This window comes from Cupriavidus sp. 09_S30, from assembly GCF_056930435.1.
The window spans coordinates 2,984,611-3,011,044 of record NZ_JBXOWI010000002.1 but is presented as its reverse complement, the minus strand read 5'-3'; the positions used below and the strand labels follow the sequence as shown (position 1 = coordinate 3,011,044).

The 26,434-nt window shown below is 68.9% G+C and carries 23 protein-coding genes; 12 read left to right on the top strand and 11 right to left on the bottom strand.

All coding sequences use genetic code 11. The features are described from left to right. The first annotated feature begins 200 nt into the window (after positions 1-200). On the top strand, positions 201-2,711 hold the full coding sequence (locus tag AC1Z3O_RS33680; RefSeq protein ID WP_483521456.1) for a penicillin acylase family protein: 2,511 nt from the start codon (positions 201-203) through the stop codon (positions 2,709-2,711). 109 nt (positions 2,712-2,820) lie between these two features. Here the strand turns inward: AC1Z3O_RS33680 and AC1Z3O_RS33675 are convergent, their stop codons facing one another. The 4 genes from AC1Z3O_RS33675 to AC1Z3O_RS33660 form a co-directional block, all read right to left on the bottom strand. Continuing rightward, on the bottom strand, positions 2,821-3,300 hold the full coding sequence (locus AC1Z3O_RS33675; RefSeq protein WP_483521454.1) for a hypothetical protein: 480 nt from the start codon (positions 3,298-3,300) through the stop codon (positions 2,821-2,823). 455 nt (positions 3,301-3,755) lie between these two features. Then, positions 3,756-4,058 carry a YciI family protein gene (locus AC1Z3O_RS33670; RefSeq protein WP_483521452.1) on the bottom strand — a complete coding sequence of 101 codons (303 nt, stop codon included), beginning with the start codon at positions 4,056-4,058 and terminating at the stop codon, positions 3,756-3,758. Positions 4,059-4,106: 48 nt separating this feature from the next. Next, entirely contained in the window at positions 4,107-5,222 is a 1,116-nt protein-coding gene (locus AC1Z3O_RS33665; protein WP_483521450.1) for an NADH:flavin oxidoreductase/NADH oxidase, read from the bottom strand. A gap of 197 nt (positions 5,223-5,419) precedes the next feature. Continuing rightward, the gene (locus tag AC1Z3O_RS33660; RefSeq protein ID WP_483521448.1) at positions 5,420-6,145 is read right to left on the bottom strand and encodes a Coq4 family protein; all 726 of its coding nucleotides are present in this window, start codon (positions 6,143-6,145) and stop codon (positions 5,420-5,422) included. Between the two features lie 152 nt (positions 6,146-6,297). Between AC1Z3O_RS33660 and AC1Z3O_RS33655 the strand changes: the two genes are divergently transcribed. The 5 genes from AC1Z3O_RS33655 (at position 6,298) to AC1Z3O_RS33635 (ending at position 11,986) form a co-directional block, all read left to right on the top strand. Further along, positions 6,298-7,002: a Crp/Fnr family transcriptional regulator gene (locus AC1Z3O_RS33655; protein WP_483521447.1), complete on the top strand. Its 705-nt coding sequence runs from the start codon at positions 6,298-6,300 to the stop codon at positions 7,000-7,002. Between the two features lie 90 nt (positions 7,003-7,092). Next, positions 7,093-7,479 carry a hypothetical protein gene (locus AC1Z3O_RS33650; protein WP_483521445.1) on the top strand — a complete coding sequence of 129 codons (387 nt, stop codon included), beginning with the start codon at positions 7,093-7,095 and terminating at the stop codon, positions 7,477-7,479. 284 nt (positions 7,480-7,763) lie between these two features. Then, positions 7,764-8,264 (top strand): sigma-70 family RNA polymerase sigma factor, encoded by a 501-nt coding sequence (locus tag AC1Z3O_RS33645; RefSeq protein WP_483521443.1) that lies wholly within the window; start codon positions 7,764-7,766, stop codon positions 8,262-8,264. 47 nt (positions 8,265-8,311) lie between these two features. After that, positions 8,312-9,364 carry a FecR family protein gene (locus AC1Z3O_RS33640; protein ID WP_483521441.1) on the top strand — a complete coding sequence of 351 codons (1,053 nt, stop codon included), beginning with the start codon at positions 8,312-8,314 and terminating at the stop codon, positions 9,362-9,364. Between the two features lie 165 nt (positions 9,365-9,529). Further along, the gene (locus AC1Z3O_RS33635) at positions 9,530-11,986 is read left to right on the top strand and encodes a TonB-dependent receptor (RefSeq protein WP_483522130.1); all 2,457 of its coding nucleotides are present in this window, start codon (positions 9,530-9,532) and stop codon (positions 11,984-11,986) included. Positions 11,987-12,012: 26 nt separating this feature from the next. Here AC1Z3O_RS33635 and AC1Z3O_RS33630 read toward each other — a convergent pair whose 3' ends face one another. Next, positions 12,013-12,300, bottom strand: a complete 288-nt coding sequence (locus tag AC1Z3O_RS33630; RefSeq protein ID WP_483521440.1) for a hypothetical protein — start codon at positions 12,298-12,300, stop codon at positions 12,013-12,015. 243 nt (positions 12,301-12,543) lie between these two features. Between AC1Z3O_RS33630 and AC1Z3O_RS33625 the strand changes: the two genes are divergently transcribed. The 3 genes from AC1Z3O_RS33625 (at position 12,544) to AC1Z3O_RS33615 (ending at position 15,911) form a co-directional block, all read left to right on the top strand. After that, complete coding sequence (locus AC1Z3O_RS33625; protein ID WP_483521438.1) at positions 12,544-13,326, top strand: FadR/GntR family transcriptional regulator; 783 nt, start codon at positions 12,544-12,546, stop codon at positions 13,324-13,326. Positions 13,327-13,454: 128 nt separating this feature from the next. Further along, on the top strand, positions 13,455-14,864 hold the full coding sequence (locus AC1Z3O_RS33620) for an amidase family protein (protein ID WP_483521437.1): 1,410 nt from the start codon (positions 13,455-13,457) through the stop codon (positions 14,862-14,864). A 45-nt stretch (positions 14,865-14,909) separates the two neighbouring features. After that, positions 14,910-15,911 carry a Bug family tripartite tricarboxylate transporter substrate binding protein gene (locus AC1Z3O_RS33615; RefSeq protein WP_483521435.1) on the top strand — a complete coding sequence of 334 codons (1,002 nt, stop codon included), beginning with the start codon at positions 14,910-14,912 and terminating at the stop codon, positions 15,909-15,911. Positions 15,912-16,075: 164 nt separating this feature from the next. On the opposite strand, the gene AC1Z3O_RS33610 is transcribed toward AC1Z3O_RS33615, so the two are convergent. After that, positions 16,076-17,041, bottom strand: coding sequence for a LysR family transcriptional regulator (locus AC1Z3O_RS33610; RefSeq protein WP_483521433.1), 966 nt, complete (start codon positions 17,039-17,041; stop codon positions 16,076-16,078). Positions 17,042-17,161: 120 nt separating this feature from the next. On the opposite strand from AC1Z3O_RS33610, the gene AC1Z3O_RS33605 reads away from it, so the two are divergent. Together AC1Z3O_RS33605 and AC1Z3O_RS33600 are read left to right on the top strand one after the other, a co-directional pair. Next, positions 17,162-18,541, top strand: a complete 1,380-nt coding sequence (locus tag AC1Z3O_RS33605) for an MFS transporter (protein ID WP_483521431.1) — start codon at positions 17,162-17,164, stop codon at positions 18,539-18,541. A 27-nt stretch (positions 18,542-18,568) separates the two neighbouring features. Continuing rightward, positions 18,569-18,976, top strand: coding sequence for a DUF4440 domain-containing protein (locus AC1Z3O_RS33600; protein ID WP_483521429.1), 408 nt, complete (start codon positions 18,569-18,571; stop codon positions 18,974-18,976). Positions 18,977-19,065: 89 nt separating this feature from the next. Here AC1Z3O_RS33600 and AC1Z3O_RS33595 read toward each other — a convergent pair whose 3' ends face one another. Continuing rightward, positions 19,066-21,186: a TonB-dependent receptor gene (locus tag AC1Z3O_RS33595; RefSeq protein WP_483521427.1), complete on the bottom strand. Its 2,121-nt coding sequence runs from the start codon at positions 21,184-21,186 to the stop codon at positions 19,066-19,068. 492 nt (positions 21,187-21,678) lie between these two features. Between AC1Z3O_RS33595 and AC1Z3O_RS33590 the strand changes: the two genes are divergently transcribed. Next, on the top strand, positions 21,679-22,134 hold the full coding sequence (locus AC1Z3O_RS33590; protein ID WP_483521425.1) for a RidA family protein: 456 nt from the start codon (positions 21,679-21,681) through the stop codon (positions 22,132-22,134). A gap of 297 nt (positions 22,135-22,431) precedes the next feature. On the opposite strand, the gene AC1Z3O_RS33585 is transcribed toward AC1Z3O_RS33590, so the two are convergent. The 4 genes from AC1Z3O_RS33585 to AC1Z3O_RS33570 form a co-directional block, all read right to left on the bottom strand. Continuing rightward, positions 22,432-22,746, bottom strand: a complete 315-nt coding sequence (locus tag AC1Z3O_RS33585) for a hypothetical protein (protein ID WP_483521423.1) — start codon at positions 22,744-22,746, stop codon at positions 22,432-22,434. Between the two features lie 138 nt (positions 22,747-22,884). Next, positions 22,885-23,763 carry an SMP-30/gluconolactonase/LRE family protein gene (locus AC1Z3O_RS33580; RefSeq protein WP_483521421.1) on the bottom strand — a complete coding sequence of 293 codons (879 nt, stop codon included), beginning with the start codon at positions 23,761-23,763 and terminating at the stop codon, positions 22,885-22,887. After that, positions 23,760-24,527 carry an SDR family NAD(P)-dependent oxidoreductase gene (locus AC1Z3O_RS33575; protein ID WP_483521419.1) on the bottom strand — a complete coding sequence of 256 codons (768 nt, stop codon included), beginning with the start codon at positions 24,525-24,527 and terminating at the stop codon, positions 23,760-23,762. The genes AC1Z3O_RS33580 and AC1Z3O_RS33575 overlap by 4 nt, the downstream gene beginning before the upstream one ends. 67 nt (positions 24,528-24,594) lie before the next feature. Next, positions 24,595-26,430, bottom strand: coding sequence for a sulfatase family protein (locus AC1Z3O_RS33570; protein ID WP_483521418.1), 1,836 nt, complete (start codon positions 26,428-26,430; stop codon positions 24,595-24,597). Positions 26,431-26,434: the final 4 nt, after the last annotated feature.

Sequence of the window (26,434 nt, the reverse complement as noted above, 5' to 3'; positions counted from 1 at the left end):
GATGTGAGCGTTATAGGCGCCCTGGTGAGGCCCGTCATTCTGCGCCGCAGCAAAGTTTTGCCGACTGAAACCGCGCGGTGCCGCCCGGCGTCCGTCCCGCGCGCGCCTTGCCTTACCATGCGGGCCGTCCGAGCGCATCCGGTATGCTTGCATGCTGCCGTTCCACCCGGCCTCCCGCTCCGTACCGGATTCCCCTTCCCATGAACCGACCGTCCCGGCGCCGCATCCTTGCCGACCGCCTCCTGCGCGCCGCCTTGCCGGCGCTGGTGGCCGCTGCCGCCCTGCCAGTCCTGCCCGCCCAGGCAACGCCGTCCGCGGCCGCGCCGGCAGCGCCAGCAGCGCCGTCCACATCGGCGGCACCGGCCGCAAGCGAGCGCTTCACCCTGCATGGCCTGGAAAAGCCGGCCAGCGTGCTGATCGACCGCTGGGGCGTGCCGCATATCTACGCCAACACGCTGTACGACGCCTTCTATGTGCAAGGCTTCGTCGCCGCGCGCGATCGTCTGTGGCAGATCGACCTGTGGCGCAAGCGCGGGCTGGGCCAGATGGCCAGGGATTTCGGCCCGGCCTATGTGGAGGGTGACCGCATGGCGCGCGCGGTGCTGTTCCGCGGCGATATGTACCGCGAATGGCTGGCCTATGGTTCGGACGCCAAGCGCGTGGCCGAAGCCTTCGTCGCCGGCATCAATGCCTATGTGGCGCAGACGGAGAGCCGGCCCGAGCTGCTGCCGCCGGAGTTCCGCGTGCTCGGCTACAAGCCCGCGCGCTGGCGTGCCGAGGATATCGTGCGCATCCGCCACCACGGCCTGACGACGAACTTCACCGGCGAGATTGACCGCGCCCAGCTCTACTGCCATGCGCGCCCGATCGCCGTGCGGGCCGACTGGCTGCGCCGCGAGCTCGACCCGCAGATCGAGCCCAGGCTGCCCGAGGGCCTGGACCCCTGCACGGTGCCCGCGGCCGAGCTGCGCCGTGCCTATGACCTGGCCACGGCGCCGCCGCGCTTCCCCAAGGAGTGGTGGACCAGCACCGCTGCCGCGCTGCCCGTCGAGCAGCGCTATGCCACCGTCGAGGCGGCAAGCGACATGGGACGCAGCCTGGGTTCCAACAACTGGGTCATCGCCGGCAGCCGCACCGCCACGGGCCGGCCCATCCTCGCCAACGACCCGCACCGGGCGCACGGCGCGCCCAGCCTGCGCTACATCAGCCACCTGAACGCACCGGGACTGTCCGTGATCGGCGCGGGCGAGCCCTTCCTGCCCGGCATCGCCATCGGCCACAACGACAATATCGCCTTCGGCCTGACGCGCTTCTACATCGACCAGGAAGACCTCTACGGCTACGAGACCAATCCGGCCAACCCGCACGAATACCGCTACAAAGGGCACTGGGAGCCCATGGAAACGGTGACCGAGGAAATCGCCGTGCGCGGCGAGCCCGCGCCGCGCAAGGTCACCATCGACTTCACCCGCCACGGCCCGGTGCTCTACGCCGATGCCAGGAATGGGCGCGCCTGGGCCCTGCGGGCGGCCTGGCTGGACCTGGGCATGGCGCCCTACTTCGGCTCGATGGACTATATGCGTGCCCAGAACTGGGACCAGTTCCGCGCCGCCATGAACCGCTGGGGCGCTCCGGGCGAGAACCAGGTCTACGCCGACCGCGGCGGCAATATCGGCTGGCTGCCCGCCGGCCTGACCCCGATCCGCCCCAACTGGGACGGCCTGATGCCGGTGCCCGGCGATGGCCGCTACGAGTGGGCCGGCTATCGCGACATGGACCAGATGCCCTGGGCCCTCAACCCGGCCGCCGGCTACGTGGTCACCGCGAACGAGAACACGATCCCGCCCGGCCACCCGGCGGCCAGGATGGGCGTGGGCTACGAGTGGAGTGACACGGCGCGCGCACGGCGCCTGAAGAGCCTGGTGGCGGCCAACCCGCGTTCCACCGTCGAAGATTCAATGGCCTGGCAGAACGACACTGTCTCGCTGCCGGCGCAACGCGCGGTGAGCCTGCTCAAGGACCTTGGCAGCGCCGACCCGCAAGTGCGGCGCGGCCTCGAGCTGCTGCGCGGCTGGGACGGCAACGAGCGCGCCGACAGCGCCGCCGCGGCCTTGTTCGAAGTGTGGTTTAGCAAGTATCTGCGCCCGGCCGTGGTGCGGGCCGCGCTGCCGGCCGATGCCGCGCGCCTGGTGGGCAGCGGCGATCCTTCGCGCGTGCTGGCGGTGCTGGAACGGCCCGAGCCGTGGATGCCCGTCGAGCGCCGCAACGACGTCATGCTGGGCTCGCTCAAGAGCGCGATGGGCGAGCTGGAGCGCAAGCTCGGCGCCGATCCGGCCGGCTGGCAATGGGGCAAGCTGCATGCCGCCGTCTTCCATCATCCGCTGGATGCCGTGCTCGATGGCGCCGCCCGGCAGAAGTACGATGTGAATGCCGGCCCCATCGGCGGCTCGTCCTTCACGCCGATGAACGCCAGCTACCGCGGCAGCGATTACCAGCTCAGCGCCGGCGCCTCCTTCCGCATGGTGCTGGACATCGGCAACTGGGACGCCTCGCGCGCGATCAACGCGCCGGGACAATCGGGCAACCCGGCCAGCCAGCATTACCGGGACCTGGCGCCGCTGTGGCTGCGCGGTGAGTATTTCCCGTTGGTCTATTCGCGCAAGGCGGTGGAGAAGGACAGCCGCGAACGGCTGGAGCTGGTGCCGCAGTAGGGGTGGCGCAATAAAGGTACCGCAGTAAGCCGCCGCGCAGCACCCGAAGGCGGTGCCCGCGCCACGTCAGGCGCGGCGCGGTGCGCGGTTTCGCGCGGGGCCGCCCCGCTCAGGCCGCCTGGGCTTCGGCCATCAGTTCGTCTGCGCCGTCCTGCGTGCGCCGGCGCTCCTTGCGGCAGGCCTTGCAGGTCAGCTCGATGCCATGGGTGCGGCGCACGTCGCGCGGGAAGAACTCGGCGTCGGCCGGCCAGTACTCGTTGCAGTGGTTGCAGCGCTGCAGCCAGCCGATCTCCGACATCATGCGCGCGTCGGGCAAGGTGTCGGGCCGTGCTTCGGGCTGCGCGTCCTGGGCGGTTTCCGGCAGCAGCCTGGGCGCTGCCCCCGGCGCGACGCGACGGGCGGGCTTGCGCGGCGTGCCCCGCGCTATTGCGTCAGCAGGGTCGAGTAGCCCATCACCAGCCAGCCGGCTGCGATGCAGGTCCCGAGCCAGGCTGCCAGCACGATGGCGATGGTCGACCACTTCATCAGCGCGCGGGCCGGCCATGGTCGCGGTGCCGCTGCGGCTGGGCAGCGGAGAAGAGGGTTGCATTCGCGTGGCCGGCTGGCCACGGCGACGGGAAGGTTGGGCGGACATGTCGCATGCTGCGGCTCCTTCGGACTGACGGCGCGTGGCCGCCGAAGATTGCAACTTAGCAGGGCAATGCCTCCGACGTTTATGCGTCTTGTAAGCAAATATTTGAAGGCGTAAACAATTGTCCGGCACAAGCGCCGCCCCGGCCGAGCCCGGGCGTGGCCTTCCCTCCGGTGCCGGCCTATGCCCGCCCGCCGTCGCGCCGCCACCAGGGCGGCGCGGCGGGGTATAGCCGTCTACGGCACGATCCGTTCACTTCGCTGGCGTGTGTCGCTTTAGACACACTGTCGCATCTTACGAGAGTGTTACATGTCCAGGGAGGCGAGCCCTGCACCCATCGCCGTCGTACGCGTCACCCCGGCGCCTGCCGCCGTCCGCCGGTCAGCCCGCCGCCTGGGCCGCCAGCCAGGTGCTTACGCGGCGGGGAAGCCCGTCTTCTGCGGCCACAGATTGTTGAAGGCCAGCAGCGAGGTCGAGGCGTAGAGCCCGGCGCGGGTGAAGGGTTCCGCCGCCAGCCAGGCGCGCGCGGCCTCGCGGTCGGGGAAGTCCATCACCAGCAGGCTGCCCACCATCCCGCTGCCGTCGTCGGACAGCAGCGGCCCGGCGAAGGCGATGCGGTCCGCGGCGGCGGCCAGGTAGGCCTTGTGCTCGGGGCGCACGCTGGTACGCAGGTCGGCGGCGGCGGGTTTGTCGAGCAGGTGGAAGACAAAGAGCATGGGAACTCCTGGAACGGAACGAAGATGGAAAGGAAAGGGGAAGGGCGCTCAGCGCTGACCGAAGCTCGCGTTGAAAAACAGCTCCTTCAGTTCGCGTGGCTGGGAGCGCCAGTATTGCTTGGGCGCCGACACCTGTGCCCCCAGCTTCGCGGCGGCATGCCAGGGCCAGCGCGGGTCATACAGCATCGCGCGCGCCAGCGAAACGGCGTCGGCCTCGTCGTTGGCGATGATAGCTTCGGCTTGCTCCGGCTCGGTGATCAAGCCCACGGCCAGTGTGGGCAGGCCCACCTCGGCCTTGACTCTCTGGGCATAGGGCACCTGGTAGCCCGGGCCGAGCTTGATGGCCTGCTGCGGGGACACGCCGCCGGTGGTCACGTGGATCGCGGCGCAGCCGCGTGCCTTGAGCGCCTTGGACAGGGCCACCGTGCCGTCGATGTCCCAGCCGCCGGGCACCCAGTCGGTGGCGGAAATGCGCGCCCACACGGGCTTGTCGGCCGGAAAGGCAGCGCGCACGGCATCGAACACCTCGATGGGAAAGCGCATGCGGTTCTCCAGGCTGCCGCCGTAGGCGTCTTCGCGGTGGTTGGCCAGCGGCGACAGGAACTGGTGCAGCAGGTAGCCATGCGCGGCGTGCAACTCGATGCCATCCAGGCCCAGCGCCGCGGCGCGGCGCGCGGCGGCGGCGAAGTCCTCGCGGATCTGCGCCATCTCGTCCAGCGTCAGCGCATGCGGCGGGTCTTCGTCCTGCGCGTGCGGCACCGCCGATGGCGCCACCGTCTTCCAGCCCAGCGGCTCGTTGGGCCGGATCTGGCTGCCGCCTTCCCAGGGCGCGCGGCTGGATGCCTTGCGGCCGGCATGGGCCAGCTGGATCGACACCGCGATGGGCGAGTGCGTGCGTATGGCGTGCAGGACGCGCTGCAGCGCCGCGGCATTCTCTTCGTTGTACAAGCCGAGGTCATAGGGCGTGATGCGACCCTCGGGCGACACCGCCGACGCTTCCAGGATCAGCATGCCGGCGCCGGACAGCGCCAGCTGGCCCAGGTGGATCATGTGCCAGTCGGTGGCATTGCCGTCCTCGGCCGAGTACTGGCACATCGGCGCAATGACGATGCGATTGGCGAGTTGCAGTGTGCCGATCGACAGCGGGGAGAAGAGTCGACTCATAGGGGCGCTCCAGCGGGTTGGCGCCGGGCCGGCGGCCGCGGCGGGCATGGGAGGCGAGTCTACTCCGGCGGGGCGGAGCCTGCTGGCAGCGGCGCAGGCGCGGGAGCTGCCGTCGATGCGCGTGTCACGCGATTACGCGATGCCACGCGGCCCCGCAGGCGGGGCCGCGTGGTGCGGCAAGCAGCTCAGCAAGGGCCTCAGGCGTGCCACTCCTGCACCGGGTTGCAGGCAAGATAGCGCGCCGGCTCGGTGATGCCCAGCCGCTCGCGTGCCGCCTCGAACGGTTCGTGCAGCAGCGCTTCATAGTCCTCGGCCAGCAGCCACTTGGCCCTGCGGCCGAGGCGGTAGCCTTCCCACACCGCGCGTGCGAAGGCCAGGCTGCCGGTGAGGCGCAGGCTCTTGAGCGCCGCCGCCACGGCGATGAAGGCCCAGCCCAGGCCACGCGTCTGCGCGTAGCTGAAGGCCACCAGCGCCGCCTCGCCCAGGCTTTCGTCAGCCCGGTAGCCGGTCAGCACGTGCCAGATGTCATGGACATCGCGCGTGCGCCGGCCGAGCCAGGTGTACGCGTCCTCGACCAGCGGCTCGCTGTTCAGGTTGGACACCTCGGCCAGCCCTTCGGCGCTGTAGCCGGTCTTCTCCAGGAAGGCGCGGTAGGCCGCGCCGACCGTGCCCGGCGCGAAGCTGGCGATGAAGGCCGGATCGGACAAGCGCTCCGCCAGTTCGGTGCGGCGGTATGCCAGCCGCCGTCCCTCCGGCGTGCTCAGCAGGCGCGCGAAGTTCTTCGGCATGGCAGGCCCGTTCAGCGCGCGCATGATCAGGAACACCTGCGTCGTGTCGTTTCCGTTCGCCAGCAGCTTGCGGACGGCGCTGAGTGCGGTGGAAAAATCACGCTTGTACGGATCGGGGGCAATCGCGGTGGCCATGAGCAGGTTCCTTATGGCGGGTTGTCTGCGGGGCGGTCGATGCCGGCGGCCAGGCCGTCCGGCATCCGTATGCCCAAGCACGGAGCATTGATCTTTACAGGGAAGTGCAAACTACAATGTCGCATTCCTGACATAAGACTTCGATTGATCCGATGTCACGGCTTTCGACCCCCGAAGCACGCTTGGCGGCCCTGAACTCCAGCGCCTGGTTCGCCGGCCTCGACCCCCGCTTGCAGGAGTGGATCGCGCAGACCGCCCGGCCGCGCGCGCTGTCCGCCGGCCAGCGCCTGTTCGGGCGCGGCGACATGCCGGACAGCCTCTTCTTCGTGGTCGACGGCGCGATCCGCATGGCCAGCACAGGCGCGGACGGCAGGCAGGCGCTGCTGGCCATCGCCGAATCGCCGCAGTGGTTCGGCGAGGTCGCCCTGTTCGATCCGCAACCACATGTCCACGATGCCTGGATCGAAAGCGATGCGCTGCTGCTGCAGATCCGCCACCAGGACCTGCAGGCCCTGCTGGCAGAGCAGCCGGCGCATTGGCAGGCTTTCGGCCTGCTGATCGCCCAGAAGCTGCGGCTGGCCTTCGAAGCCATCGAGGGCACGGTGTTGCTGCCCGCGCCGCTGCGGCTGGCGCGCCGCCTGCTGGCCATCGCCGGCGGCTACGGCGAGCGCAACGACCGCAGCAAGCGTGTGATCCGCGTGCAGCAGGACCAGCTCGGCGCCATGCTCTCGATCTCGCGCCAGACGGTCAACCAGATCCTCAAGGATCTGGAGGCCCAGGGTTTGCTGCACCGCGCAAGGGGCTCCATCGAAATCCTGGACATCGCGCAATTGCGCAAGTTCGCCGGGTCACGCTGAGCACGCCGCCGCGCCACGATGCCCGGCAGGCATTTACCTGTAGCATGTGCCGGCGCCTTCACGACGGCGCATCCAATCTAGGGAGAATGCATGATCAGAGGTCGGGTATTGCTCATCGCCGCGATGTCGGCGCCATTGCTCGCGGCCTGCGCGAATGGCGTCAGCGCGGACTACATCCAGGCCCAGGAGCCCAAGCGCATCCATTCGGACGCCAGTGTCAGCGACCTCGTGCTGTGCCTGAAGGCCAGGCTCAAGGAAGACGCCAATGTCGTCGCCTATCCCGAGCCGGGCAAGGTCGATGTCCGCGTCGGCTACGCGGAGAGCGCCGACTACCGTTACTTCTACCTGATCAACCTGCGCCGGGCGCCGCAGGGCACCAATGTCGAGATCCGCAGCTCGGGGGAATGGCGCCCGCTGATGAGCCCGAGCCGCGTGGCGGGCATGGTTGAGGATTGCAAGCCGGGCACGGCGCATTGAGGTGCGTGGGGCGGGGCTGTGCGCCGGCATTTCCCCGCCGGCGGTGAGGACCGGCGCTCAATGCCTGCACCGCGCCGGCCCGCTGGCCCGTGCGGCGTATTGACGGCATGAGACGGATCAAATGATAATACGTCGCATTTGCAATTGTGCGCGTCAAGCGCTTCCTCCGCCAGGGAATGCCATTGTCCGGCCAGCTCCTCCTGCATCCTCCGCTCGTCCCCCGACGTGCGCGCCGCACCCGCGCCAGCGCAAGGGGGAGGGGACTTGCCTGAGCCGCGCCCGTCATGCCGTCCCCACCCCTGCGCGCTCTGGGCCTGTTCGCCTACTACGAAGAGCTGGTGAACACCTGGACCCGCAAGCTGAGCAACCGCCACGAAGCCGAGGACCTGACGCAGGACGCGTTGCTGCGGGTGCTGGAGGCCAAGGCCGTGCCGGCGCAACCGCGCGCCTACCTGCACCAGACCGCGCGCCATATCGCGATCGATGCCTTCCGGCAGCGGGGCGGGCGGGAGTCCCTGCCGCTTGACAGCGTCGATTCGCATCACGCACCCTGCGGGGATCCCGAGGCGGACCTGCACGCCGTGCAGCTTGCTGCGCGGATCGAACAGGCGCTGGCGGAGCTGCCCCTCAAATGCCGGCAGGTCTTCATCTGGCAGCGCCTGGACGGTTGCTCTCAGCAGGAGATCGCCGAACGCCTCGATATCTCGAAGAACATGGTCGAGAAATACATGATCCGCGCGATGCGGCACCTGCGCGACCGGCTTGGGCCGCTCGCACCGCAATGATGGCCTGTCCTGCCGCCGGCCGCCGCGGCGCCCCACCTGCCTGACCGATGTCCGCCACTGACGATTCCCGTGCCGCCGCCGCGCGTTGGTTCGCACGCTCGCGCGACCCCGCCATGAGCTCGCAGGAGCGTGAGGCGCTGGCCGCGTGGCTGGCCGCCAGCGCGCAGCACCGCGCCGAGTATGCGGCGCTGGAGCGGATCTGGCAGGCTGCCGGCGCCATGGACCCGGCGCGTCTGCGCGCGCTGGCCGCACCCTCGGGGGCAGCGGAGGCAGGCATGCCCCTGCCTGCCAGGACGCATGGCCGGTGGCGGGGAGCGCTCGCCGCCGGGTTGGGCGCGCTGGCGCTCGGGGCGGGCTGGGCGCTGTGGCAGCATGGTGCGCCAGGATCCGTCGCCACGCTGGCAGGCACGCAGGCACAGGCCATGCCGGCTTATGAGGCCGGACTCGACACTGCCCCGGGCGAGCGCCGCAGCGTGAGCCTGCCCGACGGGACCCGGATCCAGCTCAATACACGCACCCGCCTAGCCGTGCGCTTCCACGATGGCCGGCGCACGGTGCAGCTGCTCGAAGGCGAGGCCATGTTCGAGGTGGCGCACGACGCCGCGCGTCCCTTCACGGTCGATGCCGGCGCCGGCAGGATCACGGTCACCGGCACCCGTTTCGACGTGCGCCGCGAGGCGGCCGGCGTGGCGGTGGCGGTCGAGTCCGGTTCGGTCAGCGTGCAGGGCCAGGCGGGCCAGGTGGTCGATAGCGAGGCGGCCGCGGCCAGGCGCGCGACGCGCCTGAGCGCGGGGCTGGGCACCCGCATCCGCGCTGACGGAGAGGTAGCGCCGGCCGTGCCGGTGGACCTGTCCACCACGCTCGCCTGGCGCGATGGCAAGCTGGTGTTCAGGGACGAGCCCCTGTCGGCTGTGGCAGCGGAAGTCTCGCGCTACCGCCGCCAGCCGGTGCGTGTGGCCGACGCCGCCACCGGCCGGCTGCGCGTCAGCAGCGTCTTCAATGCCGACGACACGGACGCCCTGCTGGCCGCCCTGCCGCAGTTCCTGCCGGTCGGCGTCAGGCGGCTCGCCGACGGCAGCACAGAAATTTTTTCCCGATAGATTCAGGTTTCTCCCTCGGATTCCGTCTTCTCCACGACCGTGCCCCGTGCAAGCCATGCGGGCCGTCGTGTTCAGACCTGAATCCGATACAAACCTGACGTGATACCGCACCAGCCTTCCCAACCCCTCGCCGCCCGCGGCCTGCCCGCCGCGCCGTGGCGCCGGGTGGTCCTGGCGACCGTGGCCGCCGCCCTGGTCGGCGCCGCCGCGGCGCCCGCAGCGGCCCAGAGCGCCACTGCCGCACCCGTAGCCATCGATATCCGCGCCCAGCCGCTCGCCGACGCGCTGGCACAGCTCGGCCGCCAGACCTCGCTGCAGCTCTTCTTCCCGCCGGCCCTGGTGGCCGGCAAGCAGGCGCCTGCCGTGCGCGGCAGGATGTCCTCCGAGGCGGCCCTGGACGCGCTGCTCAAGGGCAGCGGCATCCAGTACCAGCGCAGCGGCGGGCAGGGCTTCGTGCTGCAACCCGCGCCGCAGGCCGGCACCGCTGCCGGCGCCACCGTGGCCGCAGCGGCCACGGGGCCGGGCTTCGATCCGGCCACAATGCTCGCGCCGGTGGAGGTGACCGCGTCGCGCACGTCCAGCGACCTGGTGCGCCCCACCCGGCAGGTCACCGTGATCGAGCGCGCCGAGTTGGAGGAACTGAAGACCGGCTCGGACAGCCTGGCCACGGTGCTGGCAAAGGTGGTCCCGGGCATGGCCGACTCCAGCCATACCGTGACCGACTTCGGCCAGACGCTGCGCGGGCGCGGCATGCTGGTGCTGCTCGACGGCATCCCGCTGAATACCAACCGCGATTCGGCGCGCAACCTGGCCAATATCGACCCGGCGCTCGTGGAGCGCGTCGAGGTGCTGCGCGGCAGCAGCGCCATCTACGGCAGCGGCGCCACCGGCGGCATCGTGTCCATCACCACGCGGCCCGCGGGCGGCCCGCCGCAGGCGGACACCACGGTGTCGCTGAGTTCGCCGCTGACGCGCCTGCACGCCGACGGCCTGAGCGCCAATGTGCAGCAGCATTTCTCCGGCAGCGAAGGCATCGTCGACTACGCGCTCGACGTGGGCGCGCGCCGGATCGGCAGCAGCTACGACGCGCGCAGCCGGCGCATCGCGCCCGAGCCCAGCCAGGGCGACCTGTTCCAGTCCGACAACTACAACATCGGCGGCAAGCTCGGGCTGCGTTTCGCGCCGGACCAGCGCGTGCAGATCGCGGTCAGCCATTTCAATGCCAAGCAGGACACCAGCTTCGCCTCCGATCCCAGCGTCGCCAGGCTGCCGGCCGGCAGCGTGCCGGCACGCGCCATCGGCGGATTGCAGTTGGCCGACCAGAACCAGATCCGCAACACCCTGGTCAACCTGGAGTACGAACACCGCGACCTGCTGGGCAGCACGCTCTCGGCGCAGTTCTACTACCGCGACTACTACAGCCGCTTCACGCCCTTCGATGCACGCGCCGTGGCCACGCGCGGCGGCAACATCGACCAGGCCATGCAGAACTCGCAGGTCTTCGGCAGCCGCCTGACCATCAAGACGCCCTTGGGCAGCGACAAGCGCACGCGCCTTGTGTGGGGCATGGACTTTGAGCAGGAGCGCAGCGACATGCCGATCGATATCTTCGATCCAAAGGCATACGACGCCAGCGGCGGCCGCGTCTTCAACAAGATCGGCACGCTCACCTACATGCCGCCGATCACCACGCGCAGCCTGGGCGGCTTCGCCCAGCTGCAGCACAAGTTCAACGAACAATGGTCGGCCGAAGGCGGCCTGCGCTACCAGTACGCGCGCGCCAGCTTCGACGACTTCGTGCCCTTGTCGCAATCCAAACTGGCCAATCCCGCTACAGTCAGCGGTGGCTCGGTGGACTACAGCGCGGTGCTCGGCAATATCGGCGTCGCCTACAAGCCGGTCAAGGGACACGAGTTCTATGCCGCCTTCAGCCAGGGCTTCAGCCTGCCGGACATCGGACTGCAGGTGCGCAATGCGCGCGCCGGTTTCAATATCGGTTCGTCCGACCTGCAGCCCGTGAAGACCAACAACTACGAACTCGGCTGGCGCGGCGCCTTCGGCAACACGCTGGCCTCGATGGCGGTCTTCTACACCACCTCCGACCTGGGCGACGTGCAGAGCTTCAACAACGGCCTGATCCTGACCCGTACCGCCGAGCGCATCTTCGGCGTGGAAACTGCCGCCGACTACCTGTCCGACGACGAGCAGTGGGGCGCCGGCGGTACGATCACCTGGATGAGCGGGCGCGAGACGCCGCAGGGCGGCAGCAGTCAGCAGATGAGCGGCTACCGCATTCCGCCGCTGAAGCTGACCGGCTATCTGCAGTACCGCCCCGTGCCCAAGTGGAACAATCGGCTGCAGGCCATCTTCTTCGCCGGCTACGATTACCGCCTGAACGGCGTGGACAGCTTCGGCCGGCGCGAGGTCAGCAGCTACACCACCCTCGACCTGATCAGTAGCTACCAGGTGAGCAAGAAAGACACCGTGACGGTGGGCGTGCAGAACCTGCTCAACCGCGACTACTACCCGCTCTACAGCCAGCTGCTGCGCAACAGCAACAACACCAGCCACCTGCCGGCCGCCGGCATCACGCTGACGGCGATGTACCAGCATCGCTGGTAGGGGCGACGGGCGTCGCCGCCAGTGGACTAGGGATGGATGACAACCTGCGGGCTGATCACAAGCGCAGGGGCGGGCTGGTACATGACGGCAGGCGGCATGGTGGCGTAGCCGCCCTTGCACTTGCGCTTCTCCTTGTACTCACCGTTGCTTTTCCACTTGCGTTCGATCTTGCAAGGGCCGTCCCAGTAGGTTTCCTTGTAGGACCCGCGCTTGTACCTGCCGCCGTAGCCGTCTTTCCAGGAATCGGCGCAAGCGGCGGAGGCGGCGAACAGGAGCGGCAGCGACAGGAGGAACAGGGAAGGCGGCGCGAGCATGCGGGACGGGGAGAATGATGTGATGTCCCCGAGGGTAGCAAATTGCCGGGCCCGGAGCCGTCTCAAAGGGTTACGATTCGTAACGTGTGCTGCGCTGCAACATACGAGGAGGTGATGGAAGCTTTCGCACCGCTTCATCGGGATTGACGACTTTCCACCCGCCAATCCGGGAACTCCCGGATAGGTTCGCCGAGCGCCTGGTGCTATTTATTCTATTTATCATCATAAATAGCCCAGCAAGCGATGCCCACTTCCCTCAAGCCCCGGCTGCCCGCCAGCAAGAGAGTCAAGCGCTCGGACCAGGTGGTGGCCGGCATCAAGCGCTGGATCGTCAAGACGCAGCAGCAGGCTGGCGACAAGCTGCCGCAGGAGGCCGCGCTGATCGAGCAGTTGGGCGTGTCGCGCGGCACCGTGCGCGAGGCGCTGGCGGCGCTGCAGGTGCAGGGCCTGGTCTCCGTCAGCACCGGGCCCAACGGCGGCGCCACCCTCACGCCGCCCAGCTATGAGCGCTGTTTGGACGTGGTGTCCAACTACCTCTATTTCCAGCCCATCGACATCAGGACGCTTTACGCCTTGCGCCGCGCCGTGGAGCCCGAGCTGGCCGCCAACGTGGCCACGCGCCTGACCGATGCGGACCTGGCCGACCTGGAAGCGCTGATCGGCTTGAGCCATCCGGCCCACGGCGGCAGCGCCGACTGGAACGCGCGCCGCGAGGCGGACCTGCTCTTCCATGACCGCCTCGCCGACGCCTGCGACAGCCCCATGCTGGCGCTGTTCTGCCGCTTGCTGAACGACATCATCCGCCGCGTCATCATCGTGCGCCATGCGCAGGATGACTTCGCCCGTTTCGACGAAGACATCGTGCACAGCCACACGGAGCTGATGGACGCCTTCCGCGCACGCGACGCCGGGCGCGCGCGTGAGCTGATGCGCCAGCACATGGAATGCGCCGAGGCGCTGGCGCTGGAAGCCGAGTCGCGCGTGGACCGCGGGAGCCTGCTGATGCAGCCCGAACCCGGCGACTGAGCCACCCGTTTCACCGCGCGGGCAACCGCCCGCCGGACCGTCCCCCGATGCCTGCCGCAGAACCGCCCCAACGTTGACCGACGAGGGCGGCGGGGATCGCTTTTGCCTCAACTTGTGGAGTCCCAACCATGCCTAACCAAGCTGCCCTGTGGTCCCTGAGCGCCGGCGAGATCGCCGCGGCCGTGCGCCGGGGCGATGTGTCCTGCCGCGAGGTCACCGCCAGCGTGCTCGACCATATCCATGACTGCAACCCGCGCATCAACGCGCTCACCGAAGTGCTGGCCGACGAAGCCCTCGCCGCCGCCGATGCCGCCGACCGCGCCCGCGCCAGCGGCGCCGCGCTGGGGCCGCTGCACGGCGTGCCCGTCACCATCAAGATCAACGTGGACCAGGCCGGCCACGCCAGCAGCAACGGCGTGATCCCGCTGCGTGACCACATTGCGCATGAAGATGCGCCGCTGGTGACGCAGTGGCGCCAGGCCGGCGCCATCATCGTCGGGCGCAGCAACACGCCCACCTACTCCTGGCGCTGGTTCACCGACAACGGCCTGCACGGCCGCACGCTCAATCCCTGGGATGCCGCCATCACCCCGGGAGGCTCCAGCGGCGGCGCCGCGGCCGCCGTCGCCACCGGCATGGGCGCGCTCGCACACGGCAACGATATCGGCGGCTCCATCCGCTATCCCGCCTATGCCTGCGGCGTGGTCGGCCTGCGCCCCACCGTGGGCCGCGTGCCGGCCTACAACCCCAGCGCCACCGCCGAGCGCAGCATCACGCCGCAGCTGATGTCGGTGCAGGGGCCGCTGGCGCGCAGCGTGGCCGATGTCCGCCTCGGCTTCCACGCCATGGCCGGCCAGGATGCGCGCGACCCCAACTGGGTGCCGGTGCCGCTGGAACTGCCGCAGCCTCCGGGGCCGATCCGCGTGGCCCTGTTCAAGCACTGCCCTGGCATCCCCGTTGACCCCGCCGTCAGCGCGGCGCTGGACCAGGCCGCCCGCTGGCTGCAGCAGGCCGGCTACGCCGTGGAAGAGGCCGCGCTGCCGGACTTCCTCGAAGCCGCCGCGCTGTGGCGCACGCTCACCACCGACGACGCGCGCCGCAACGTCGTCGCCGGCGTGCACGCGCACGGCGATGAAGGCATCCGCCGCAGCCTGCACAACATGATGGCCGGCATGGCCGAGACCGACCGCGACGGCTTCCTCGACGGCCTGGCGCGCCGCCAGACGCTGGCGCGCAACTGGGCGGTCTTCCTGCAGGACTATCCGCTGGTGCTGATGCCCGTTTCCTGGCAGCGCCCGGTCAAGCAGGACATGGACACCGGCAGCGTGGAAGAAACGCGCGCCCTGGTCGATGCTCAGAGCCCGCTGCTGGCCACCGCCGCGCTCGGCATGCCGGGGCTGTCTGTGCCCACCGGCATGAGCGGCGGCGTGCCCGTGGGCGTGCAACTGATGGCATGGCGCTTCCGCGAAGACCTGCTGTTGCAGGCCGGGCAGGTCATCGAAGACGCCGCGCGCTTCACGCTGTTCACGGCGCGCTGACCAGCGCCGGCCGCCACAGCAAGAGACCACAAAGAGGGAGGAGACATGAACAGCAGTAACAAGCCGGGCGCTGCCCGCATCACGCGCCGTGCCTGGCTGGCCGGTACCGCCGCGCTCTGCGCCGGCGGCATCCTGCCGCGCACCGTGTTCGGCCAGGCGGTGTCGCGCATCATCGTGCCCTTTCCGCCGGGCGGCCCGGCGGACTTCATGGGCCGCCTGCTCGCCGAGAAATTGAAGGACACGCTCGGCCGCACCGTGATCGTCGACAACCGCCCCGGCGCCGGCACCCGCGTCGCCGCCGAGGCGCTCAAGCACGCCCCCGCCGATGGCAGCACCGTGCTGCTGACGCCGGTCGACACCATGGTCATCGCCCCGCTGATCTACAGCAACCTGCGCTACAACCCCGCCACCGACTTCAAGGCCGTCACCGATGTCGCCGGCGTCCAGTTCGGCCTGGCCGTCAACGCCGAGTCGCCCTACAAGACCCTGGCGGACTTCGTCCAGGCCGCCAAGGCCAATCCCAAGGCCCACTCCATCGGCATCAGCACCGTCGGCACGCTGCTCCACTTCCTGGCAGAGGAGTTCGTGGCGCAGGCGCACACCGGCAGCACCATCGCGCCGTATCGCGGCGGCGGCCCGCTCGTCACCGATCTCCTCGGCAAGCAGATTGCCGCCGGCATGGATGCGACCACCACCTTCGTCGAGTACCACCGCGCCGGCAAGCTGCGCGTGTTGGCGGTGGCCGGCGACAAGCGCGCCGATGCCTTGCCCGGCGTGCCGACCTTCGCGGAAGCCGGGTTTCCCAACCTGGTGGCGTCGTCGCGCTATCTGCTCTATGTGCCGGGCGCCACGCCGCAGGCAGCGGTGGGGCAGTGGTACCAGGCCACGCGCAAGGCATTGGCGATGGGAGATGTGCGCGAGAAGCTGGAGCGGACCGGCTATGACCTGCTGGCGGGCGCCTCGGCGGAAGAGGTGGGGCGCTATGTGAACGGCGTGGCGGGGCGGTGGGGGCCGGTCATCAAGGCGTCGGGGTTCAAGGGAGACTGAGCCTCGTCCACTGAATCACTGAAATCTGTCGGTGCCTGCCATGCCATGCGGGCACATCGCGTCGTTGCAAATGCTCGCAATAGCCGTGCTATTGCTGCGCTTTGCGCCTAGCGCTGTATCCCGCACGGCATGTCCTTCACCTCCCATTTCAGTGATTCAGCGGACTAGTCGATTCCCTGGTCGATCCCCTGCGGCAGGCGGCTCGCGCCCGCACGCTCCGTGCGCCGCCTGACGTAGCGCTTCATGAAGTCCACCCAGGCGCGGATCTTCTGCGGCACGTGCCGCGTCGGCGAATAGAGCGCGTAGACGCCCTGCTCGGGGAAGCGGTAGCGCGGCAGCGCGTCGACCAGCGCGCCGCTGGCCAGGTCGTCGCGCACCAGCCATGCCGGCAGCAGCGCAACGCCGCTGCCCTGGCGCGCCAGGGCGCGCAGTACCGAAGCATTGTCCGCGACCAGGCGGGGCTTGGCAGCAGGCCGGAACACCTGCTCGCGGCCCTCGCGGTCCCGCAGCGTCCAGGCCGCAACCCGCTCCAGCCGGCTGTGGCCGAGCTGCGGCAGGCGCGCCAGCGCCTCGGGCGAATCGATGCGCGCGATGCCGGCACGCGCGAGCAGCGCGGGCGCCACCACTGGCCGGACCTCGTAGGTGTCGAGGCAGACGCCGCGGTAGGGCAGGTCCTGGAACTGTTCGAGCCGTCCCAGCCGGATCGCCACGTCGAAGCGCTCGCGCACGAGGTCGACCTGCGCGGTATGGGTTTCCAGCCGCGCCCGCAGCCCCGGGTGTGCCTGCATGAATGCATCCAGCGCGGGGGCGACGACCATCAGCGCGTACTCGACGGTCGACGTCACGCGCAGGGTGCCCTGCATGCCGCCGTGCTCGCCGCGCGCTTCCTCGATCGCCCCTTCGGCTTCGGCAAGCACGCGCAGGCAGCGCTGGTAGAAGCGCTCACCCGCATCGGTCAGTTCGACGCGCCGCGTGGTCCGCGTCAGCAAGGTCACGCCCAGCTCGGCCTCGAGCTGCTTGACATGGAAGCTGACCGCCGCCCGCGCCTGGCCCAGCGCGGCCGCGGCGCCAGTGAACGAGCCCGCCTCGACCACCGCGCGGAATACGTCGAAACGATCCAGGCTCACCATCGCCGTCCCCTTCGATTGGAAAAAATATTCGACCAGTCTAGCCAGATTATCGGGCTTACTGCAGCGAATGCCGGACTCTACACTACGACGTTCGTTCCTGCCCGCCTGCCCGCCGCTGCCATGTCCGATCGTTCGAGAATCGCCACCGTCTATCTGCTGGGCTTCGCCATCGACCTGGCCAATATGTTCGTGATCAACGCCGCCTACCCGGCGCTGCAGCGCGAGCTGGCCGCCTCGGTGGCGCAGCTCGCGTGGATCGGCAATGCGTACATGCTGGGGCTGACCGTGGTGATCCCGCTTGGCGCCTGGCTGGCGCGCCGCTTCGGCGAGCGGCGCGTGCTGCTGGCGTCGCTGCTGCTGTTCGGCGCCGCCAGTGCGGGCGCGGCGGCCGCACCGTCGATCGGCGCGCTGCTGGCCTGGCGGCTCGTCCAGGGACTGGGCGGCGGCCTGCTGATCCCGGTCGGGCAGGCGATGGCCTATCGGGCTTATCCGTCGGAAGCCCGCGCGCGGCTGACCTCGGTGGTGATGATGGTGGCGCTGCTCGTGCCTGCGCTGTCGCCCGCGCTGGGCGGGGTGGCCGCGGACCACGCCTCGTGGCGCTGGATCTTTGCCGGCATGCTGCCGCTTGCCTTGATCACCGGCGCGCTCGCGCTGGCATGGCTGCCCGCCGATGCCGCGGCCGGCGCGCCGCCTGCGCTCGACTGGCCTGGCCTCGGCCTGAGTGTTCTCGCGCTGGCCGCGCTGCTGCTCGGCCTGACCCTGGCCGGCCAGCGCGGTGGCGCCCACCTTGCCGCCGCGCCGCTTGCGCTCGCGCTCATCGCCGGCATTGCCTACCTGCGCCACGCGCGCCGGGTGGCCGCGCCGCTGATCGACCTCGGCCTGCTCGCACAGCCGCTGCTGCGCATGGGCATCGTCATCTATCTGTGCGTGCCGGGTGTCTTCACCGGCGTGAACCTGGTCGCCGCGCTCTACCTGCAGGAGGCGCTCGGCCTGAGCGCGACGCAGACCGGCGCGCTGATGCTGCCCTGGGCGGCCGCGTCCTGCGTCGCTATCGCGGCGGCGCGCCGTGGTTTTCCGGCCTGGGGCGCGAGGCCCTTGTTCGCCTGCGGGATCGCGGTCGACTGCGTGGGCATCGCCTTGCTTGCCACGCCGCTTGCTGCGCACGGCGCAGGCCGGGTGCTCGCCTTCGCCGCGATGGGCTTCGGTGCCAGCCTGTGCACGAGCACCGCGCAAAGCGCCGCCTTCCTCGACGTGCCCGCCGCGCGCATGGGCGACGCGAGCGCGCTGTGGAATATCAACCGCCAGCTGAGTTTCTGTGTCGGCGTGGCGCTGCTCGGCAGCGCGCTGAATTTCCTGCTGCCCGCCGATGCGGCTCGCGCGGCGCCGCTGGCCTACCGCCAGTGCTTACTGCTCGGCGCCTTGCTGACGCTGCTGCCGCTGCCGCTGGTGGTGCGGCGCGCGCCGTCCCGCGCGGCCGCCGGGCGTGTTGCTTCCCATTGACCTCGACCGAGAACGCAAGCAATCACCATGACCCTTTCGAATCCGTTTTTCCAGGAAGTCATCGACGCACACGTCGATATCGAGCAATGGCTGTCCGGCCGCGCCGAGCCCGGGCGGCTCACCGCGTTGCTGGCGCGCTTCTTGCCGCGTTTCTCGATGATCACGCTGCCCGGCGCGGCACTGGATCGCGCCGGCGTCGAAGCGCTGTTCTCGTCGGGGCACGGCAAGCGCCCGGGGCTGCGCATCGAGATCGACGAGCTGCAGGAGATCGCTGCCTGGCCTGGTGGCGCGGCCGTGGGCTACCGCGAGATCCAGGTCGATGGTGCCGGCAGCCGCACCGTGCGGCGCTCCACCGTGGTGTTCGAGCGCGACGGCGCGGGATGCATCGCCTGGCGCCACCTGCACGAGACGGCGGTGGCTGGCGAGCCGGCGTAGGTGAAGCGGGGCGCGGTCGTCCGGGCCCGCTCAGCCCCGCGACGGGGCCGGATTCCCGGCCCGCGCGGTCAACTGTGGTCTACGGCGGTCTACATGCGGTAGCGGATCGTGGCCATCACGCTGCGCGGTGCGCCAGGCATGTTCAGGTTGGCGTTGGAGCCGTGCGCCGAGACGATGTAACCCTGGTTGAAGAGGTTGTAGAGGTTCAGCTGGGCTTCGAAGGGGCCGTGGCGGTACCAGGCCATCATGTCGGCCGTCACGTAGCCCGGGAGCGTGACCGTGTTGGCCGGGTCCGCCATGCGCGCGCCAACCAGGTTCAGGCCGCCGCCGATGCCGAAGCCATGGCCCAGCGCCTTGGTCAGCCACAGGTTGCCGGAGTGGCGCGGGGTCAGGGTCGGGCGCTTGCCTTGGAACGCCGCGGTCGACTTGGTGACTTCCGCGTTCAGATAGGCATAGCCCGCCAGCACCCGCCAGCCGCTGCCGAGTTCGGCGGCGGCCGTCAGTTCCACGCCGTCGGTGCGCTGCTCGCCGATCGGCATCAGCGCTGTGCCGGTGGCATTGGCCACCTTGACGTTGCTACGCTCCAGGCGGAACACCGACACGGTGGTGCTGGCCTTGCCATCGAGCCAGTCGTGCTTGGCACCCACCTCGGTGTTGTTGGTGGTCTCCGGCGCCAGCTCGGCATTGTTCGCTGCCAGTGAGAACGTCTCGCCCGAGGGCTGGAACGAGCGGCTCCAAGACACGTAGTACGACTGTGCCTTGCCCGGCTGCCACACCAGGCCGGCGCGCGGGCTCCAGGCATTGTCGGTGCGCGACAGGCCGGGCTGGTTCGGACGGCGGTCGATCGTCTCCTGCTCGAAGCGGTCGTAGCGCAGCCCGACCAGCGCTTTCCACTGCTCGCTGAAGGTGATCATGTCCTGGGTGTAGAACGCCAAGGTCTTGAAGATGCCGAGGTTGTTCGCCGCCGGCGCGCCCCCGACAGCCAGTGGCAGGGTCGGCAGCACCGGATTGAACAGGTCGACCGTGGCGATGTTGTTCTTCGAGAAGCTCACCAGGTCCTTGTTCTGCTGGCCGAACTCCATGCCGTACAGCAGCTCGTGCTGCATGCCGAAGACGCTGGCCTTCTGCGTCAGGTCGGTCTGGTTGAACCAGCCGTGCTCTTCGCGATAGACGTTGGAGCGGTTCAGCGAGACCGTCTTGCGCAGTTCATCGACGCTGCCGGGCAAGGTGTTGTTGCGGTCGAGCGAGTAGTGGTAGTAGCGGGTGGCGTTGCGGATCGACCACTGGTCGTTGAAGCGGTGGTTGATGGTCGCCGTGCCGGAGTACACGCGGGTCTGCGTGAAATCCACGTCGCGCGCATTGGCCGCACCGTAGTAGGTGGAGGCCGGCACGTCGACCGGGCGGCCCTTGAAGGCCGGGATGCCGAAATCGGTCACGCGGCGGTCTTCCAGGTAGTCGGCCTGCAGCAGCACCGTGGTCTGGGGCGCCACGCGCAGCTCCAGCGATGGCGCGATCGCCTTGCGGTCCAGGAACTGCTGCGAGCGGTAGCTGTTGGCCTTCTCCACCGCGCCCGTCGCGCGAAAGGCGGCGGCGCCGTCGGCGAACACGCGCCCCACGTCGGCCTCGGCGCGCCGGTCCGCCCACATGCCGTAGCTGAGGGCGAAGTCGGTCACGTCCACGCCGGGCTTCTTGGTTACGCGGTTGATCAGCCCGCCTGACGAGCCGCGCCCGTACAGCACGGCTGCCGGGCCCTTGATGACTTCCACGCGGTCGACGTTGGACAGGTCACGGAAGTACAGCGCATCGTCGCGAATGCCGTCGACGAACTGGTCGGCGATGGCCGAGAAGCCGCGGATGGTGACCTGGTCGCGCTGGCCGTCACCCGTGGAGAAGCCCACGCCCGGCACGTTCTTGAGCACATCCTGGATCGAGTTCGCGTGCTGGTCGCGCATGACCTCGGCGGTGACGACGTTCACCGTTTGCGGCACATCACGCAGCGCCGCCTCGCTCTTGGTGGCGCTGACCGTCTTCGGCGGATTGTAGCCCTCGCCCAGTTCGCTGCTGGTGTCGGCCTTGACCCTGACTTCCGGCAGGCTAGAGACGGTTGCGGCCTGGCCGGCCTCCTGGGCATGCGCGATGCCGGCAAGCATCGGCTGGCAGGCGAACGCGGCCAGCACGGCGCGCTGGACGGTGTGGTGATTTAGGCTCATTCCCTGTAATTTTTTGTAATGAAGAAATGCGAAGCATTATCATTTGCGTTTATGGAAAGGTCAACCGGAATCACTTTCGAGGTGTCGTACGGAGCGCGATCGGCGAATGAGTGCGTCGTATGCGACGCAATTCCACGCCATGTCTGCTTGATGAGAGGGCTTGCGTAATCGGCTTGATCAGCCTGGCAGGCAATGCGCGCGGCCCGGATGCTGGATTTTCGACTTGCTGCTCTGCCGCCGGTCGCCTCGGGAGCCCTTGATCACCTTCCGGGTTGCCAGGCGCCAGGTGTGTGCTCCGGGGCGCACGGCGAGCCTGAATGCCAACCAGGCTTCGCTTGCCAGACAGGGAGATTCGTGACGAAGGCAACATACGGGAATCGTTGCCGGGATGAGAATCGGCTCCCGGTCTCCGCCTGCAGATCTTGCAACCGGAGCGACTCAAGCGGCAGCGGCGGCGGCAACGTCCGTCTATGCGGTCAAGGGAGCGAGACCATGAAGCACTTCGGCGCAAAGGCAGCGGCGCTTCTTGCCGGTGCGGCAGTCTGCATGTTCAGCGCTTGCGCCGATATACCTGGGCAGCATGCAGGACGCGAGGTCGTGCAGCCGTCGGGTATGGCGCGGGGCAGCACCCCCTTTTCTCCCGGTGTCAGGGCGGGAACCACCGTTTACGTTTCCGGCCAGGTCGGGGGGGAGGCGGGGCCCGATATCCGATCGCAGGCCACGGCCGCCATGCGGAAAATCGGGGCGATAGTCGAAGCCGCGGGGACCACGACGGCGAACATCGACAAATGCACGGTATTCCTGACGAAGCAGGCGGATTTCGCCGTGATGAACGAGGTATGGCGCAGCGTGTTTCCGCACGATCCGCCGGCACGCACGACGGTGATCGTAGCCGCCCTGGCCCGTCCCGAGTTCCTGATCGAGATTGATTGCAACGCCCACATGTAGGCGGGCTGTAGGCGGGCCGAGGGTAGTCGTCACATTCCGGCAGGACGGCAGAAGCGGTCTCCCGCCGGGTGCAGGGGCGCTTGCATTGCCGCTGCAGCCTGGCCGTTCCGGCGCATTTGGGCTGCCACGCCGGCTACGGGCTGTACTACTACTTCAATGGAGATGCCTTCGCAAGGCGACGACGTGGCTGCACTGGATCAGCAGACTGGCACTAGGCCTGCCGCGCTGATCCGCTGCGGTGCCGGTCCGGCTACCGCAGCGCCGCGCCAGTTGGCGCGGCGTTCTGGATCCTGAGGTTCAGTCGTCTTCATCCTCATGCCAGCGGTGCCATTCGCGCCGACGTTCGCGCCATTCGTGCTCGCGCCACTTCTGTTCCCGCCATTGCCGCCGTTGCCACTCGCGAGCGCGCCAGTCGTCGTAGTAGCCCGGGGCGACCACGACCGGTTGCGGCGCGACATAGACCGGCTCCGGCTCATAGTAGACCGGCGGCGGCGCGGCCACGACCACGCCGGGAATCCCGATGCCGATTCCCACATCCACGCGCGCCATCGCGCCGCTGGACGCGAGAAGGGCGATGCCGGCGACGATGCCGGCTGCCAGATAACGCTTCATGACCATACCCCCTAGAATCTCCGCTCCTGCCTGCTTGCATCTTGTGCGATGGCATGGGGTTTGGGGGATACGCCTCGGCAACATGGGTTACCGAGTGTAACGGATCATTATGAGAACGTGTTCCCGGCCCTGTCGCCGTCAGAACCCTGTCCGGCAAGGCGTCGGCGCCAGGCCGCCGACCGGCGCGCGGAACGAGAACAGTCCCCCGGCGAGCGGCTGCGCCCGCAGTGCCTCGGAGGAGAGGCCCTTGCGCGCGGTCGTGACATAGACGCTGCGGAGGTCGTCGCCGCCGAACGCCAGCTTGGTGATGTTGTCACAGGGAAAGCGGACCACATCGACCAGCACGCCCTGCGGCGACCACCGTTCGATCCTCGCCCCACCGAAGACGGCGATCCAGAGATGGCCATCGGAGTCGACCGCCATCCCGTCCGGATAGCCCTTGCCGGAGAGCCGGACGAAGATCCGCCTGCCCGACAGTGCGCCATCCTGACCCACGTCGAAGGCATAGACCAGGCGCTGCACCGTGTCGGCATGATAGAGCGTGCGCGCATCCGGACTCATGGCGGGCCCGTTGGTGATGACATAGCCGCCGTCGCGGAGCAGGAGCCGGCCGTCGTCGCCGAGCTGGTAGAGCGAGCCGCTCGCGCTGGCTTCGCTGTCATCCATGGTGCCGAACCAGAGTCGGCCGTGCGGGTCGACGAAGCCGTCGTTGATCCGGTTGCCCGGTAGTTGAGGTTCCACCTCGAGCAGCCTGTGGCAATGCCCCGTTTCGGTGTCGAAGCGATAGAGGCCGTCCTGCATGCCGCACAGGAAGACACGCTCGGTCAGCGGAGCGAGGAAGCCGGGCTGGCCGGCGACGGTCCAGGTGTGTGTTTCGCCCGTCGCGGCAGAGAAGCGATGGATGTGCCGGCGCTTGATATCGACGAAGTAGACCGCGTTCGCGGCGGCGTGCCAGACTGGGCCCTCGCCAAGCTCGGCGCCGAGCTGCCACAGGCAGACTGGATGGTTGTCCTTCATAGGCCGAAGTACCCCGCATCGACAAAGTACTCGCGCCCTGAGCAGCGCGCTGCGTCGTCCGACGCCAGGAACAGCGCCATGCGTGCCACGTCCTGCGGCTCGATGCGCGCGGGCAGGCACTGGCTCTCCAGCAACCGCGCCTCGCTCTCCGGCGTCTGCCAGAGCCGCGTCTGGCGCGGGGTGCGCACCGCGCCCGGAACGATGCAGTTGACCCGGATGCCGTCGCGGCCCAGGTCGCGCGCCAGGCCCCGCGTCAGCCCCTCGATGCCGGCCTTCGCGGTCATGTAGACGGAGAGGGTGGGCACGGCGACATGCCATGACGCCGACCCCATGTTAAGGATGACACCCCTCCCCACCGCACGCATGCCGGCCGCGGCGAGCTGCGCGCAGAAGAACTGGTGGCGCAGGTTCACGGCAAGGCAGTTCTCCCAGTAGGCCGGGGTGACGGCCTCTACCTGATGCCGGTCGTCGTTGCCGGCATTGTTGACCAGCACGCCGATGGGGCCGCTGGCATCGGTGATGCTGGCGAACGTGGCGGTGATGGCATCCACGTCGCGCAGGTCGCATCGATGGAAGTCAGTACGCAGCCCTTCGGCCGCGAGCGCTTCCTGCACCTGCTTGGCGTCGTCCTGCGAGACATCGATGAAATGGACGCGCGCGCCCTGGCGGGCGAATGCGCCCACCATTTCGGCGCCGATGCCTCCGCCGCCACCGGTGATGACGACGGTTCTCTCTTTCAAGCTGGGGTAAATCGCATAGGACATCTGGTTCTCCGGAATCTCCAACAAGTGGTGGCGGGAGGGCGCCGGCCCGCGCGGGTGGCAGTGCGGGCTAGGGGCGGACCGGCACCGCCGCATTGCCGTTCACGTAGTCGATCGCAGCCGGCTTGAACCCGATGCGCATCGCGTTGACATGCAGGATCTCGCCCGGCTTGAGCGGGATGACTTCGCCGCCATAGACGTTCCAGCTTGGCGGCACCGGCCGCTTATCGCCGACCTTGGCAAAACCCTTGCCGAGCAGCTCGCCGGCCAGGCGTTCGTAGTCCCAGCTCTGCACCACGTGGGTGGCGTCCGTGGACGACCCCGCGGTCCGCTCGATCCAGTAGCCGATGGAGGCGCCGGGCGTGGCGCAGGCGATCTGCACGCCGTCCGCACCCTTGCCGGCTCGGCGCACTTCGGGCATCGCCGTCGCGGGCGGCTCACTGCCGCCTTGCCACATCTGCTTGAGCATCTCGCGCTCGGGAATGGCGCCCATGTCGCCGACCTTGGCCGTCCACGCGTGGAAGGCATGCCTGAGCTCGTCGAGCTTGTCCTTGTACTTCGGGTCGTCGGCCAGGTTGTGCTGCTCCCACGGATCCTGTTCGGCGTCATAGAGCTCTTCCACCGGCTTGGTCTTGAACCAGGCGGCGGCCGCAGGCTCGAGCTTGCCCGCGGCCTTCAGCTCCAGGAACTCGCGCATCATCGGCAGCATCAGGCGGAACTTCAGGTTCTGGTAGTACGGTTTGTCCGGCATGTAGTTGTACAGATAGCGGTAGCGCGCGTCGCGCACCATGCGGACCCGGTCGTATTCCGTATCCATGCGGTCGCGCGCGGCGAAAACGTACTGCCGTGGCGAGCCTGCGCGCTGCCCGCCAAGGAAGGCCTGGCCCTGCATATAGGGCGGCACCGGCACGCCCGCCAGCGACAGCACGGTCGGCGCCAGGTCGACCCCGCTCACCAGTTCATCGCTGCGGCTGCCCGCGCGCATGGCACCGGGAAAGCGCACGATGAGCGGCACGCGCGTGCCGCGCTCCAGGATCTCGCGCTTCATCCAGGGCAGGTTGCCGCCGTTGTCGGCGAAGAAGAAGATGATGGTGTTGTCGTAGAGGCCGTCGTCCTTGAGCATGCGGATCAGCTCGCCGACCTGGCGGTCCATCAGCTCGATATTGGTGTACATGCGGGCGATATCGCCGCGCACGGTGGCCGTGTCGGGATACATCGGCGGCACGGGAACCTGGGCGGGATCCGCCAGCAGCGGGTCCTTGCGCAAGGCCACCATGGACTCGTGGGTCAGGAAGAAGTTGAAGACCGAGAAGAAGGGCTTGCCCCTGGGGCGGTTGCGGAAGGAGGCGGCCGGGCCGTTCTCGTCCCAGACCGTCACCGGGGCTTCGAACTGGTAGTCCTGCTTCTGGTTGTTGGTGGTGTAGTAGCCCGCCTTGCGCAGGTATTCCGGGAAGGCCTTGACCTGTTCCGGCAGCACGACGGAGTAGGTGGCGGGAATGCCGTCCGGGCGCGTCGGAGCACTACGGCCGGGCGTCTGTATCTCTCCCGGTCCGGTGCGCATATGGTGCGTGCCCACCGAGGTCGGGTACATGCCGGTGATCATGGCGGCACGCGCCGGCGCGCATACCCCTGCAGTTTGGTAGGCGTGGGTGTAGAGCACGCCCTCCCTGGCCAGCTGGTCGATATTGGGCGTCTTTGCCTCACGATCGCCGTAGGCACCGATGAAGGTCGTGATGTCTTCGACCGTGATCCAGAGGATGTTCGGCTGCGGCTGCGGCTGCGGCTGCGGCTGGGCATGGAGCAGCCCTGCCTGCACGGCCAGCATCAATATGGCGCCGCGCATGAGCTGGCGAATCGTGCCGGCCAGGTGGGTGCGCGGATTTCTTTTGCGATTGTGTCGGTTCATGCTG

Excerpts from the sequence above, each read along its gene's own strand:
- AC1Z3O_RS33680 (WP_483521456.1), top strand. The coding sequence starts at position 201 with ATGAACCGACCGTCCCGGCGCCGCATCCTTGCCGACCGCCTCCTGCGC.
- AC1Z3O_RS33675 (WP_483521454.1), bottom strand. The coding sequence starts at position 3,300 with ATGCAACCCTCTTCTCCGCTGCCCAGCCGCAGCGGCACCGCGACCATG.
- AC1Z3O_RS33670 (WP_483521452.1), bottom strand. The coding sequence starts at position 4,058 with ATGCTCTTTGTCTTCCACCTGCTCGACAAACCCGCCGCCGCCGACCTG.
- AC1Z3O_RS33665 (WP_483521450.1), bottom strand. The coding sequence starts at position 5,222 with ATGAGTCGACTCTTCTCCCCGCTGTCGATCGGCACACTGCAACTCGCC.
- AC1Z3O_RS33660 (WP_483521448.1), bottom strand. The coding sequence starts at position 6,145 with ATGGCCACCGCGATTGCCCCCGATCCGTACAAGCGTGATTTTTCCACC.
- AC1Z3O_RS33655 (WP_483521447.1), top strand. The coding sequence starts at position 6,298 with ATGTCACGGCTTTCGACCCCCGAAGCACGCTTGGCGGCCCTGAACTCC.
- AC1Z3O_RS33650 (WP_483521445.1), top strand. The coding sequence starts at position 7,093 with ATGATCAGAGGTCGGGTATTGCTCATCGCCGCGATGTCGGCGCCATTG.
- AC1Z3O_RS33645 (WP_483521443.1), top strand. The coding sequence starts at position 7,764 with ATGCCGTCCCCACCCCTGCGCGCTCTGGGCCTGTTCGCCTACTACGAA.
- AC1Z3O_RS33640 (WP_483521441.1), top strand. The coding sequence starts at position 8,312 with ATGTCCGCCACTGACGATTCCCGTGCCGCCGCCGCGCGTTGGTTCGCA.
- AC1Z3O_RS33630 (WP_483521440.1), bottom strand. The coding sequence starts at position 12,300 with ATGCTCGCGCCGCCTTCCCTGTTCCTCCTGTCGCTGCCGCTCCTGTTC.
- AC1Z3O_RS33625 (WP_483521438.1), top strand. The coding sequence starts at position 12,544 with ATGCCCACTTCCCTCAAGCCCCGGCTGCCCGCCAGCAAGAGAGTCAAG.
- AC1Z3O_RS33620 (WP_483521437.1), top strand. The coding sequence starts at position 13,455 with ATGCCTAACCAAGCTGCCCTGTGGTCCCTGAGCGCCGGCGAGATCGCC.
- AC1Z3O_RS33615 (WP_483521435.1), top strand. The coding sequence starts at position 14,910 with ATGAACAGCAGTAACAAGCCGGGCGCTGCCCGCATCACGCGCCGTGCC.
- AC1Z3O_RS33610 (WP_483521433.1), bottom strand. The coding sequence starts at position 17,041 with ATGGTGAGCCTGGATCGTTTCGACGTATTCCGCGCGGTGGTCGAGGCG.
- AC1Z3O_RS33605 (WP_483521431.1), top strand. The coding sequence starts at position 17,162 with ATGTCCGATCGTTCGAGAATCGCCACCGTCTATCTGCTGGGCTTCGCC.
- AC1Z3O_RS33600 (WP_483521429.1), top strand. The coding sequence starts at position 18,569 with ATGACCCTTTCGAATCCGTTTTTCCAGGAAGTCATCGACGCACACGTC.
- AC1Z3O_RS33595 (WP_483521427.1), bottom strand. The coding sequence starts at position 21,186 with ATGAGCCTAAATCACCACACCGTCCAGCGCGCCGTGCTGGCCGCGTTC.
- AC1Z3O_RS33590 (WP_483521425.1), top strand. The coding sequence starts at position 21,679 with ATGAAGCACTTCGGCGCAAAGGCAGCGGCGCTTCTTGCCGGTGCGGCA.
- AC1Z3O_RS33585 (WP_483521423.1), bottom strand. The coding sequence starts at position 22,746 with ATGAAGCGTTATCTGGCAGCCGGCATCGTCGCCGGCATCGCCCTTCTC.
- AC1Z3O_RS33580 (WP_483521421.1), bottom strand. The coding sequence starts at position 23,763 with ATGAAGGACAACCATCCAGTCTGCCTGTGGCAGCTCGGCGCCGAGCTT.
- AC1Z3O_RS33575 (WP_483521419.1), bottom strand. The coding sequence starts at position 24,527 with ATGTCCTATGCGATTTACCCCAGCTTGAAAGAGAGAACCGTCGTCATC.
- AC1Z3O_RS33570 (WP_483521418.1), bottom strand. The coding sequence starts at position 26,430 with ATGAACCGACACAATCGCAAAAGAAATCCGCGCACCCACCTGGCCGGC.